This window comes from bacterium, assembly GCA_040753555.1.
Taxonomy (GTDB): domain Bacteria; phylum UBA9089; class UBA9088; order UBA9088; family UBA9088; genus JBFLYE01.
Genome location: JBFMDZ010000064.1, coordinates 1 through 11,839 on the forward strand (window position 1 = coordinate 1; position 11,839 = coordinate 11,839).

At 36.1% G+C, this 11,839-nt stretch carries 13 protein-coding genes; 2 read left to right on the top strand and 11 right to left on the bottom strand.

Translation table 11 applies throughout. From position 1 onward, the window contains the following. Positions 1–314: 314 nt before the first annotated feature. From AB1630_06605 to AB1630_06640, 8 genes are all read right to left on the bottom strand, one after another. Positions 315–1,955 carry a S8 family serine peptidase gene (locus tag AB1630_06605; GenBank protein ID MEW6103467.1) on the bottom strand — a complete coding sequence of 547 codons (1,641 nt, stop codon included), beginning with the start codon at positions 1,953–1,955 and terminating at the stop codon, positions 315–317. Between the two features lie 75 nt (positions 1,956–2,030). Next, the gene (gene carA, locus AB1630_06610) at positions 2,031–3,119 is read right to left on the bottom strand and encodes a glutamine-hydrolyzing carbamoyl-phosphate synthase small subunit (protein ID MEW6103468.1); all 1,089 of its coding nucleotides are present in this window, start codon (positions 3,117–3,119) and stop codon (positions 2,031–2,033) included. Further along, positions 3,116–3,616, bottom strand: coding sequence for a M48 family metallopeptidase (locus AB1630_06615; protein MEW6103469.1), 501 nt, complete (start codon positions 3,614–3,616; stop codon positions 3,116–3,118). Before AB1630_06615 ends, carA begins: the two co-directional genes overlap by 4 nt. A gap of 6 nt (positions 3,617–3,622) precedes the next feature. Then, positions 3,623–4,048: a ribose 5-phosphate isomerase B gene (gene rpiB, locus AB1630_06620; protein ID MEW6103470.1), complete on the bottom strand. Its 426-nt coding sequence runs from the start codon at positions 4,046–4,048 to the stop codon at positions 3,623–3,625. Between the two features lie 21 nt (positions 4,049–4,069). Further along, entirely contained in the window at positions 4,070–4,528 is a 459-nt protein-coding gene (locus tag AB1630_06625) for a low molecular weight protein arginine phosphatase (protein ID MEW6103471.1), read from the bottom strand. Further along, positions 4,501–4,947 carry a helix-hairpin-helix domain-containing protein gene (locus tag AB1630_06630; protein ID MEW6103472.1) on the bottom strand — a complete coding sequence of 149 codons (447 nt, stop codon included), beginning with the start codon at positions 4,945–4,947 and terminating at the stop codon, positions 4,501–4,503. Before AB1630_06630 ends, AB1630_06625 begins: the two co-directional genes overlap by 28 nt. Continuing rightward, the gene (gene ruvC / locus AB1630_06635; protein MEW6103473.1) at positions 4,929–5,408 is read right to left on the bottom strand and encodes a crossover junction endodeoxyribonuclease RuvC; all 480 of its coding nucleotides are present in this window, start codon (positions 5,406–5,408) and stop codon (positions 4,929–4,931) included. The genes AB1630_06630 and ruvC overlap by 19 nt, the downstream gene beginning before the upstream one ends. Continuing rightward, positions 5,409–6,152 carry a YebC/PmpR family DNA-binding transcriptional regulator gene (locus AB1630_06640; protein ID MEW6103474.1) on the bottom strand — a complete coding sequence of 248 codons (744 nt, stop codon included), beginning with the start codon at positions 6,150–6,152 and terminating at the stop codon, positions 5,409–5,411. Positions 6,153–6,230: 78 nt separating this feature from the next. Here AB1630_06640 and AB1630_06645 point away from each other — a divergent pair, with 78 nt between their 5' ends. Together AB1630_06645 and bamA are read left to right on the top strand one after the other, a co-directional pair. Further along, positions 6,231–6,611 carry a (2Fe-2S) ferredoxin domain-containing protein gene (locus AB1630_06645; protein MEW6103475.1) on the top strand — a complete coding sequence of 127 codons (381 nt, stop codon included), beginning with the start codon at positions 6,231–6,233 and terminating at the stop codon, positions 6,609–6,611. A gap of 36 nt (positions 6,612–6,647) precedes the next feature. Further along, positions 6,648–8,810 (top strand): outer membrane protein assembly factor BamA, encoded by a 2,163-nt coding sequence (gene bamA / locus AB1630_06650; GenBank protein ID MEW6103476.1) that lies wholly within the window; start codon positions 6,648–6,650, stop codon positions 8,808–8,810. Positions 8,811–8,846: 36 nt separating this feature from the next. Here the strand turns inward: bamA and thpR are convergent, their stop codons facing one another. The 3 genes from thpR to topA all read right to left on the bottom strand — a co-directional run. Next, positions 8,847–9,425: an RNA 2',3'-cyclic phosphodiesterase gene (thpR, locus tag AB1630_06655; GenBank protein MEW6103477.1), complete on the bottom strand. Its 579-nt coding sequence runs from the start codon at positions 9,423–9,425 to the stop codon at positions 8,847–8,849. Further along, positions 9,422–9,808 carry a Holliday junction resolvase RuvX gene (gene ruvX / locus AB1630_06660; protein ID MEW6103478.1) on the bottom strand — a complete coding sequence of 129 codons (387 nt, stop codon included), beginning with the start codon at positions 9,806–9,808 and terminating at the stop codon, positions 9,422–9,424. Before ruvX ends, thpR begins: the two co-directional genes overlap by 4 nt. Before the next feature lie 19 nt (positions 9,809–9,827). Then, positions 9,828–11,839 (bottom strand): type I DNA topoisomerase (gene topA, locus AB1630_06665; GenBank protein ID MEW6103479.1); only part of this gene is annotated, 2,012 nt, incomplete at its 5' end.

Below are 11,839 nucleotides of genomic sequence, written 5' to 3' on the forward strand. Positions count from 1 at the left end.
AAACCATTCTGAAAACTCTAATGTTTAGAATTTTGAATTTAGATATTGTTTCGTGCTTCGTGCTTCGGATTTCGTGCTTTCTTTCATTTTAACTTCCTTTCTTCTTCTCGTCTACCTAAACACATACAATTTTCGTATAAGATAATTTTATTTGTATGTGTTTAAGCAAGTGAGAACAAGATGGAAGAAGGCACTTTAAGACACAAAGGCACAGAGTTTATTTGTTACCTGCTTTGTCCCTTTGCCCCTTTGTGCCTAAATAACAAATATTCTGACGATTTATGAAAGATACTATATAGAAATGTTACGACCTCTCATTTAATTACCCCTATTTTTCCAGATGAAAATATTTTGTCTAAATTGCTTATGGTATAAAGATATACACCAGAGGCAATATCTTTTGTATTCCAAGATATTTCCTCTCCTTTGCCTGCTTCAAACTTTTCTACAAGCTCACCAGATATTGTATAGATAGATATAAATGTATCCTTAAAGGTTAAGGGACTACCCCTAAATTTTACAATTTGTCCAAATCTTGCTGGGTTTGGGAAAACTTTAATGGATGTTGTTGTAAATGTTGAAATAGAGGATGAGGCTGTGCCTCCACGAGAATCCGATGCAATAATCTGCCAGTTATATGTTGTGTTCATTGCCAATGGCTCTTTAAAAGCTGGAATCCAAGATGTATCTGTTGTATTTGCAACATTCTTTAGCTCATCTTTAATTTTTCCCAGGAAAACAGAGTATGTAATTTTATCGTTCCAATCCAGGTCACAAGATGTGCTCCATTTAAATTTAGGGTATTGACTTGATGTCCATCCATTGTTTGCTGGCTGAATAATAGAAAATTCATTTGGTGGTCTATTTTCTCCACATAAGCTATAAAGGGCATTTATCCTTCCAAAATCAGGTCTTTGAATGTTATCAGCCCTATTTCTTATTTCATTAAATATAAAGGCATTTGTTGCCCCATGATATTTTGAAAATAAAAGCCCAGCTAAACCTGCAACAAATGGACTAGACATTGATGTTCCACTAAAAGATTTATATTCATTACCAGGGGTAGTGCTTAAGATAGAAACCCCAGGTGCGGCAATATCAACCCAATTGCCATAATTTGAAAAATAAGCCTTTTGGTCATATCTATCTGTTGCTGCAACAGCCATAACATTGTCATAAGCCGCAGGATAACACTTCTCATTTATACCATCATTTCCAGCTGCTGCAACGATAAATACACCCTTATTATAGGCATAATCGCAGGCATCTTTTAAAACATTTCCTCCATTATAACCTCCAAGGCTCATATTTATTACCTTTGCACCGTTATCTGCCGCATAGTTTATTGCCAAGGAAATATTAGCATTATCTCCATACCCATATTTATCAAGACATTTTATAGCCAAAATTTTGCAATTCCAGGCAAGACCTGCTGTGCCAGTGCCATTGTTTGTTTCTGCCCCTGCAATCCCAGAAACATGGCTTCCATGTCCATTGCCATCCATTGGATCTTTTTCATCTGGAACAAAGCTTTGGCTTCCAATAATTTTTCCTGAAAGGTCAGGATGGTTATAATCAATGCCTGTATCTAATATGGCAATGATTACGCTTGTCGTTCCTTTTTCTATATCCCAGGCATCTGGTGCAGAAATTTTAGGAAGCGCCCACTGGTCATTAAATTTAGGGTCATTTGGTGTTATATAAGCCTTTAGTATATAATTCGGCTCTACATATATTACATCTGGATTATCTTTAAGCTTATCAATCATATCAGATACTCCAATTCCTTTTTTGAGTTTAATCCTATAGATATTATCAAAAAGGAAATCCATAGATTGAGTTTCAATAGTCAATATTTGCTTTTTTTCCTTAAATTTTACAAGGATCTCTCCGGGAACAAAATCAGCAAAGGAAACAAATGAAAATAAAAGAAAAACAAAAATTATATCTTTCATAACTCTTATAAAATCAAATACATCCTTGGTAAAATTATATCACATAATCTATTGTTAATCAATATATAGATAATGTTACGACCTCTCAACTAATTTTTCTATAAATCTATTGAATAGATAGCTTGAATCGTGTGGGCCTGGAGATGCCTCTGGGTGGTATTGAACAGAGAATATAGGAAGCTCTCTATGTGCCATACCCTCCAATGTATTATCATTCGGATTTATATGGGTTTTTTCTATTGTTTCAGGCAGGCTTTTAATATCAACACAAAAACCATGGTTTTGGGAGGTAATATCAATCTTTCTTGTTTTTAAATCCAAAACAGGCTGATTTGCACCCCTATGCCCAAATTTGAGCTTATATGTTTTTCCAGAAAGAGCAAGGCATAGAATTTGATGGCCAAGGCATATCCCGAATATGGGAATCTTTGTTTTTATAAGCTTGGCTACCTCCTCTATTACATAGGGAACACCCTCTGGGTCGCCTGGGCCATTTGAAAGAAGGATTCCATCTATATCTTCTTTTAAAATTTCCTCTGCTTTTGTTTGTGCGGGAAATACAATAAGCTCACAATTAAGGCTTGTTAATTGTCTTAAGATATTTAGCTTTACGCCAAAGTCAAAAACAGCAATCTTTGCTCTTTTGTCTTTGCAAGGAATTATATATTTCTCCTTGCAACTTACCATTTGGACAAGGTCTCCTCCTATGATACCTGGTGCATTTTCTACCTTTTTTTGTAAGCTCTCTCTGTTTAAATCCAATGTTGAAATAATTGCCTTCATTGCCCCTTTATCCCTTATGTGCCTTGTTAATGCCCTTGTGTCAATACCCTCTATTGCAACGATATTGTTTTTCTTAAGATAGCTAGAAAGAGACATTTTTGCCCTAAAATTGGAAAATCTCTTGCTTATTTCTTTTACAACAAAACCCTGCACCTGTGGCTTGTCCGATTCTACATCCTCATCATTTACTCCATAATTTCCAATCAAAGGATATGTCATATTTACAATCTGGCCACAATACGAGGGGTCTGTTAAAATCTCCTGATAACCTGTCATACTTGTATTAAAAACAATCTCCCCTGTTCTTTCGCCAAATGCTCCACAGGAATATCCCCTAAAAGCCCTTCCATCCTCAAGAAGAAGAATTCCTTCTTGCTTCATTTTGCTTCATCCTGTTCCAGATGGACAGCCATCAAATAACCCCTTGCCCTTTCAGTAAGCCTATATTGATTAACCAGCCTCCAGAATGGCTTTGAATGGTCAGGATATATAAGGTGTGCCAATTCATGCAAAACAACATAATCCCTAACCCAATCAGGCATTTTTGCTAGTTTATCTGATATGCGAATCTCACCAGATTTTACAGAACAACTTCCGAATATCCTTTTTTGATTGCTGACATATTCTATAGAAGCCCATTTTGCCCTTCCGCCAAGATACTCCCTATTTAGTTTCTCTGATAGCTTTTCAAGATTTGTGCTATCATTTAATTCCCTCTTTTTCTTTTGGTCTTCTGCCCACATAAGCATCTTATCAACCCACTTTTTCTCCTCATGTTCACATAAACCTTCTGGAAGATATATGTATAATTTACCCTCAATAATCTTGGCATATACGGTCTTCCTTCTCTTATTGCTTTTAATTACCTCAAAATCCATTGCAATTCATCCAAGCTTTTCCACCCTCCTTTTATGCCTTCCTTTTTCAGGCTCTGCTTCTAAAAATGCATCAACAATTTTAAATCCTTCGTCTTCCTTTAAAAACCTTCCAGAAAGGCATAGAATATTTGCATGGTTATGTTGCCTTGCAAGCCTTGCAAAATCTTCTGTATGGCATAAAGCAGCCCTTACCTTAGAAATTCTATTAGCAGAAATAGACATCCCAATTCCTGTGCCACAAATAAGGATACCCAATGAGGCTTTATTCTTTGAGACAAAATCTCCTACAAGAAATCCATAATCGGGATAATCGCAAGATTCCTCCTTGTCTGTCCCAAAATCCTTAATCTCAAAGCCCTTATTTACAAGATATTCCTTTATCTTCTCCTTCAGGGCAAAACCAGCGTGGTCAGAGCCAAGTGCAATTACCATTTAAGAAACTAAAAACTATCATTAAATATTATCCCAATTTATCTTATCTATACATCTCTTTATCTTCAAAAAACAGGTCTCGTATGCCTCAATAGAACCACCAAAAGGGTCAGGTATCTCTGGATCTTCTTCTTTCGCATATTCACTAAGAAGATGTATTTTAGAGCTTGTCTCTGGAAAGAGGGAGGCAATCCTTTCTTTCTGATACATTTCCATTGTAAAGATAATATCTGCCCATAAAACCATATCATGGCTTATCTGCTTGATAGTATGAAATGAAGAGGGAATCCCCTGGTCTTCTAAAACCTTCGTTGTCAAATGAGGAAGGTCAAATCCCTCCAGGGCTGAAATTCCACAGGATAAAACCTCAAGACCAAAATTTAGGCTTGTAAGGTATTTCTCTGCCATTACGCTTCTGCAGGAATTGCCTGTGCAAACAAACAAAACCCTTTTTAATCTATTTTCATCATATCCTTGCATTTTTCAAACTTTTTAGGACCAATTCCCTTAACCTTCATTATATCTTCAATAGATGTAAAAGTCCCATTTTCTTTTCTGTATTTTATGATTTCTCTTCCTATGTTTTCTCCAATTCCAGGAAGGCATATAAGTTCATTAAGGTTTGCTCTGTTTATATTTATTTTGGATTTTGGATTTTGGATTTGTTTGGGATTTGGAATTTCGGATTTTAGGTTTGTTTGGGATTTCGGATTTCGAATTTCGGATTTAAAATTTGGGATTTGCCCCTTTACAACCTCTATCCTGGCAAATTGTCTTTCTTCCTTTATCCTTCTTAAAATGAGAATAGATGATGTCAGAATTGCTCCCAACAAAAGGATGCCAATAACCATTTGTTGTGGCCTTGATAAAATAAAATCCTTTAAATATTTTTGCTCCATAATGATTGAATATGGCATATAGCACAGGCAACACCATCTGCGGCATCGTCTGGTTTTATTATATAAGAAAGACCAAGGAGCCTCTTTATCATCTCCTGAACCTGCCCTTTTGTTGCCCTTCCAAAGCCTGTAATTGCCTGCTTTATCTGAAGGGGTGTGTAATCATAAATTGGAAGATTTGAATAGGAACAAGCAAGGATACATACCCCTTTTGCCTCACCAATATTCATTGCCGTTTTTGCATTCTTAAAAAAGAAAACATCCTCTATTCCACAGGAGGTAGGAGAAAATTCCTTGATTATTTCCAAAAGCCCCCTGTATAAAAAAAGAAGCCTCTTTGAATGGGGCATCTTTTTGTCTGTCTTAATAATACCTGCCTTAATTAGCCTTAAACCTCTATTTTCCTCTACTATTCCATATCCGGTTTGGGCAATCCCTGGATCAATTCCCAGGCTAATCATTTAAGCCTCAACAAGCAAATCCTCAGGGATATCCATATTTGACCAAACATGCTGAACATCCTCATTCTCTTCAAGTGTCTCAATAAGCCTTAAAACCTGCTTTGCAGAATCCTTATCTATTTTTATATAGCTTGAAGGAAGCATTTCTATCTCTGCATATTTTATATTAGCACCCTTATTTTTAAGCTCCTCCTTTGCCTTTTCAAAAATTCCTACATCTGTATAAACCTCATATTCGTTATCCTCTGTCTTTATATCCTCACAACCCAAAGAAAGACCTATATCAAAAAGGGAGTCCTCAGAGATGCTTGGTTTTTCTATTTGCAAAACACCCAATTTTTTAAACATCCATAAAACACATCCAGCTTCACCCATATTTCCTCCACCCTTTGACAAGATGTGCCTTATCTCTGATGATGTCCTCTTTTTATTGTCTGTAATTCCCTCCACTAGAAGGGCAACACCAGAGGGCCCATAGCATTCATAGGTTATTTCCTCGACCGTTCCACCTTCTATCTCACCTACTCCCCTTGCAATAGCCTTTTTTATGTTATCCCCTGGCATATTTGCCTCTCTTGCCTTTTGTATTGCCAATCTTAGCCTTGCATTTCCATCAGGATCCTTTCCTCCTGTTTTAGCAGCAAGCATAATTTCCTTATTAAGCTTTGAGAAAAGCTTTCCCCTTTGAGCATCAAGGGCTCCCTTCTTATGCTTTATCCCAGCCCACTTTGAATGTCCAGACATAATATTATTTTATAATTATAATTTAAAATTTGCAACCTAAAATTGACAGAAGGGAGGAATAATTGATACAATAAAGGTATGAAGCTAACAGTAGATGACCTTAAAAAAATTAAAGAGGGCTTTAAAGCACAGGCTACATTAAGGGAAGGGAAGCAAAGGGTAAAGATAACAGTTCATATGGGAACCTGCGGGATTGCCGCTGGAGCAAGAAATATAATGTCTGTAATAATGGATGAGATAGGAAAAAGAAACCTTACAGACATCATTGTAACAACCTCTGGATGTGCAGGTATGTGTTCAAAAGAGCCAATGATGACTGTTGAAATAGTTGGTTCTTCGCCTGTTAAGTATGGCTTGCTGGACGAAGAGAAAACAAGAAGGATATTCTTTGAACATATCCTCTCTGGCAATATCCTATCTGACCTTACAATTGGTATGGGCTGTGAAACAAGTTATTGAAATTTAGAATTTTTAGGATTTAGGATTTAGAAATTTATGAAGATAAAAGCTATACTTTTTTGTCTTATTTTTAAGATAGGGTTTTGTTCTGTTATAGGAAAGATTGATTTTGCAGGAAATAAAAGGGTATCAAATGATGAAATAAAAAAGGTTCTTCCCATTAAGGAGGGTGATGAATTTTTTGATTTTAAAGAGAAGGATTGCATAAAGGCAATCTATGGCCTAGGTGAGTTTAGCGATATTGAAAGCAAGACAAAAGAAGAAGGGACTTCTATTTCAATCACATTTATCCTTAAGGAATGCCCTTTAATAAAGAAGATTGCATTTTCTGGATGTAAAAAAAAGAAAACAGAAGAATTAAAGGATGTAATTACAATAAAGGAGGGAAAGCCTTTATTTATCCCAAAGATAGAGGAAGAAAAGAGAAAGCTCATTTCATTTTACAAGAAAGAGGGTTTCTATTTTGTAGAGGTAGAGCCAAAGATAAAGGATGAAGATGTAATCTTTGAAATAAAGGAGAATGATGAGACAAAGATAAAAAAGATAAGGTTTTCTGGAAACAGGTCGTTTTCATCGTTCAGGCTTAAATGGAAGATAAAAACAGGAAAGGGTGATGCTTACATAAAGGAAAATATTGATGAGGATATAGATAGGCTTTGTCAATTTTACAAAGAACAGGGCTATGCAAGGGTTGCAATACAAGAGCCAAAGATAACATTTGAAAAGAAGGGGATAATTGTTGATATAACGGTAAATGAGGGGAAAAAATATAAAATTGGAAATATTAGCATAAGCGGAAATACATTGTTTTCCAATAATGAAATTAGGAGGCTTATAAAGATAAAGGAGGGCGAGGTTTATAATTTAAAGAGGCTTGAGGAGGGCTTTAGGGATATAGTAAGGCTCTATTACAATAAAGGCTATGTTTCGGCAGGTATTATTCCAGAGGAATCAGCTAAACTCAAAGAAGGAATAATTGATTATAAAATTTATATAGATGAGGGAGGGGTTTCATATATTGAAGGAATCACAATTATTGGAAATAAAAAGACAAAGGATAAGGTTATAAGGAGGGAGCTTTTAATAAAAGAGGGAGACCTTCTTTTATGGGATAATGTTTCTGCATCAAGACAGAGGCTTTCCCTCCTTGGATACTTTGAGGATGTTGGTATTGATATATTGCCAGGCAAGGAGAAAAACAAAAAGATAGTCCAGATAGATGTAGTTGAGGGAAAGAGGGGAACAGCCCTATTTGGATTAAGCTATACAAGCCAGTATGGCATATTTGGCTCTATACAAACAAGCCTTATAAACCTTTTTGGAATGGGATATTCGGCAAACATCAAGGCAGATATTGGAAAGAAGATGACAAACTATGAAATTTCCTTTAATGATCCATGGTTTCTTGATAAACCTATATCCCTTGGTGTTGGTTTGTGGCATCAAAAGCTTACAAGGGATTATTATGCTGAGGATAGGGAAGGAGGATATATTAGCCTAGGAAAGCGATGGAGAAGGTTTAATAGAGCATACCTTAAATATAAGCTTAATAGAAGCAGGTTTGTTGATGTTAAAGATTCTGCACCGTCTGATGTAGTCAATTGGAAGAATGAATGGGGTGATAAATATGCTGTAACAAGCTCTATTGAAACAGGAATTATTCATGATACAAGGATGCCAAATGTATTTTCTCCAGAGAAAGGCTCTAAAATTTCCCTGTCATCCCAATTTGCAGGAGGTATTCTTGGTGGTGATATAAATTTTTATAAACCAAATTTTGAGGCTTCCTGGTATATCCCATCCCTCTGGAAGTTTATTTTGTGTTTGCATACAGATTTTGGTTTTGTAAGTGGAGAGAAGATATCGGATTCTGAAAAGTTCTACCTTGGTGGAGCAAAAACAATAAGGGGGCATAGCGAAAGATCTATCCATCCATTATCTGGTGGAGGAGATTCCTATCTCCTTCTCAATACAGAATATAAAATTCCACTTGGAAAAAGCCTTTCCTTCGGCGTATTTCTTGATGGTGGAAATACATGGGAAAAGGGAGAGGAGGAATTGCTTGACTTAAAATATGGCACAGGGTTTGGACTAAGCTTTAATTCACCTGTTGGGCCATTAAGGTTTGACTATGCCTGGCCATTATCGGGAGAGAAAAAAGAGCCTCAATTTCATTTTACCATAGGAGAGTCGTTTTAAAACTTAAAAATACAAAAATCAAAATTGAGGCAGATATTACGCTGTGTATTTGTCGTGTTCGGATTCCGCAATCAGAAAGGATTTTATCGTAGTATATATAGACCCTTTTGGTGTAAGTTTGCTTTCTATTAGGCTAATTTCCTTAACAGGCATCTCATCAGAAATAAACCTTTTAGAAATATATGGAGAAAGGCAATTTGTTTTAAAAGGCTCTTTTATCCTTGCAAGGGTTAGATGGGCTGAAAACCCCCTTTTTTCTTTTTCAAAGCCTATTTTAAAAAGGGAATCCTCAAGGAAATTGGCAATTTGTAAGAGAAAATCTCTCCCTTTCTCAATCCCTATCCAGATAACCCTTGGATAATCTATTTTTGGAAATGCACCAATCTCTCCAAATGAAATAATAAAAGGTTTATGTTTTAATGCCTCGTCTTTTAGAACATCAAGAATTTCAGGAAGCCTTTTTTCTTCTACCTCTCCTAAAAACTTTAGGGTAATATGGCAATTTTCTGGATTAACCCACTTTGGTTTTAATACATCTATCTTTATCTTCTTTATTGCAAGAGAAATGGCATTTTTTATTTTTTCCTCTAATTCAACAGCAATAAATAGCCTCATTTAAGATAGCCTTGCAGAATTATCTGGGCTGATAGCTTATCTATTACCCTATCCCTTTCCTCTTTTTTTACTCCCTCTAATATCTTCTCTGCGGCTTTTGTAGAAAGCCTCTCATCCCAGAAGTCTGTGGGAATATCTGTTATTTCACTAACCCTGCTAGCAAATTTTAGAACCTTTTCTGCCTGATGTGCACTCTTTCCATCCATTGTAAGGGGAAGACCAAAAATAATTTTAGATGGATTGTATTTTTCTAATAGGGCTTTTAAAGATTCTATTGCTCCCTCCATTTTGATAACATCAAGGCCTAATGCAATTTTACCACTTTCATCGGATATTGCACAACCTATTCTTTTATCACCAACATCCAAACAAAGAATCCTCATTGTGCCTTTGTGCCTCTTGTCATTTATCTTCCTTCGTATAATTGCAATTTAGACAGAATATCTTTTTTCCAGATTGGACAAGATGTGTATTGCAATTTTCGCATTTTTCTTCCAAAAACTTGTTATTGGTTATATATGTGCAATCTGGATATTTTGAGCATCCATAAAAACCACCCCTCTTTGATTTTCTAAAGACAAGAATGCCCTCTTTGCACTTTGGGCAGGTTATCTTTATCAATTGCTCTGTGTAGCGACATTTTGGATAGGAAGAACAGCCAAAGAATTTTTGACCAAAAGCAAATCGTATAACAAGCCTGCTATTACACTTTGGGCAAATCTTGTCTGTCTCTTCAGGCTTTCTTCTTTGCTTATCACTTCCTATTGGCTTTGCATTCCTACATTTTGGAAAGTTTTTGCAGGCTAAAAATTCTCCATATTTTCCTTCCCTTATTACCATTTTCCCTCCACATTTCTCACAGACAATATCTGTTTCTTTCTCTTTTTCCTTTTTTATGTTCTTCATATTTTTTTCTGCATTCTCTAGCATATTTGAAAATGGAGGATAAAAGGAGTTAAGGAGGTCTTTCCAATTAACGCCTCCCTCCTCTATCTTGTCTAAGTCATCCTCCATCTTTGCCGTGAACTTTATCTCAAAAAGCTCTGGAAAATTTTCTAAAAGAAGACCAAAAACAACCCTTCCTATTTCTGTTGGATGGAGTTTATCTTCCCTTTTTTCAGCATACCTTCTATCAAGAAGGGTTCCTATTATTGTAGCATATGTAGATGGTCTTCCTATACCATTTTCTTCCAATGCCTTAACCAATGTCCCTTCATTGAATCTTGGAGGAGGCTGGGTAAAGTGCTGCTTTGAAGAAATATTAGAAAGGAAAAGGGCCTCTTTTTCTAAAAGCTCTGGAAGAATTTTATCCTTATCATCAGATGGATAAACCTTCATAAATCCATCAAATTTTAAAATTTCTCCAGATGCTACAAATGTATAATCTCCTGATTTTATCTCTACCTTTGTTGTTGAAAATAGGGCGTCCTCCATCTGTGAGGCAATAGCCCTCTTTGTAATAAGGTCATATAATCTAAATTGCTCACTTGAAATATAGCTCTTTATATCATCTGGATTATGAAATGGAAAGGTTGGTCTTATTGCCTCATGGGCATCCTGTGCCTTATTTTTATTCTTATAGACCCTCTTATGAGCAGCAAGATAGTTTTCGCCAAAATTTTCCTTGATATAGCCTCTAATTTCAGATATTGCATCATCTGATACCCTCTGTGAATCTGTTCTCATATATGTAATTAAGCCAGTTGGCGATTCTTGCCCAACTCCCAAGCCTTCATACAATTGCTGGGCAATAAGCATTGTCTTCTTTGATGAAAATGATAGCCTCTGGAATGCCTCTTGTTGCAATTTACTTGTTATAAATGGAGGCTGTGGAGACCTTTTTCTCTCTTTCTTTTCTATTCTTTGGACAATAAACCCTTTATGTTTTATCTCCTCAATTATTTTATCTGCCTCCTCCTTTGTCTTTATCTTTATCTTTTTGCCATCTTTTTTTTCTAATGTTGCCTCAAATTCAAAATTATCTTTTTTAAACTTCGCTGTAATTGTCCAGTATTCCTCTGGTTTAAATTTTTCTATTTCCTCCTCCCTTTCTACAATAAGCCTTAAGGCAACAGATTGAACCCTTCCGGCAGAAAGCCCCTTTCTTACCCTTTTTCCAAGTAAAGGGCTTATCTTATAGCCAACAAGCCTGTCAAGCAGCCTCCTTGCCTGTTGAGCATCTACCTTGTTTTTGTCAATCTCTACCGGATGTGATAGGGCATTTTTTATAGCATCCTTTGTTATTTCATGTAATATAAGCCTTGATGTAGGCTTCTCTATTAAAGATGCAAGATGCCAGGAGATTGCCTCTCCCTCCCTGTCTGGGTCAGGGGCAAGGAATATAGATGAAGAAGACAAAGAGGCTTTCTTTATATTCGCAATGGTCTTTTCCTTTCCCTTAATGGTTACATATT

Bases quoted from the DNA above. Each gene is read 5' to 3' on its own strand.
- bamA (MEW6103476.1), top strand. From the start codon at position 6,648: ATGAAGATAAAAGCTATACTTTTTTGTCTTATTTTTAAGATAGGGTTT.
- AB1630_06605 (MEW6103467.1), bottom strand. From the start codon at position 1,955: ATGAAAGATATAATTTTTGTTTTTCTTTTATTTTCATTTGTTTCCTTT.
- ruvC (MEW6103473.1), bottom strand. From the start codon at position 5,408: ATGATTAGCCTGGGAATTGATCCAGGGATTGCCCAAACCGGATATGGA.
- AB1630_06645 (MEW6103475.1), top strand. From the start codon at position 6,231: ATGAAGCTAACAGTAGATGACCTTAAAAAAATTAAAGAGGGCTTTAAA.
- AB1630_06615 (MEW6103469.1), bottom strand. From the start codon at position 3,616: ATGGATTTTGAGGTAATTAAAAGCAATAAGAGAAGGAAGACCGTATAT.
- AB1630_06625 (MEW6103471.1), bottom strand. From the start codon at position 4,528: ATGCAAGGATATGATGAAAATAGATTAAAAAGGGTTTTGTTTGTTTGC.
- carA (MEW6103468.1), bottom strand. From the start codon at position 3,119: ATGAAGCAAGAAGGAATTCTTCTTCTTGAGGATGGAAGGGCTTTTAGG.
- ruvX (MEW6103478.1), bottom strand. From the start codon at position 9,808: ATGAGGATTCTTTGTTTGGATGTTGGTGATAAAAGAATAGGTTGTGCA.
- AB1630_06630 (MEW6103472.1), bottom strand. From the start codon at position 4,947: ATGGAGCAAAAATATTTAAAGGATTTTATTTTATCAAGGCCACAACAA.
- AB1630_06640 (MEW6103474.1), bottom strand. From the start codon at position 6,152: ATGTCTGGACATTCAAAGTGGGCTGGGATAAAGCATAAGAAGGGAGCC.
- thpR (MEW6103477.1), bottom strand. From the start codon at position 9,425: ATGAGGCTATTTATTGCTGTTGAATTAGAGGAAAAAATAAAAAATGCC.
- rpiB (MEW6103470.1), bottom strand. From the start codon at position 4,048: ATGGTAATTGCACTTGGCTCTGACCACGCTGGTTTTGCCCTGAAGGAG.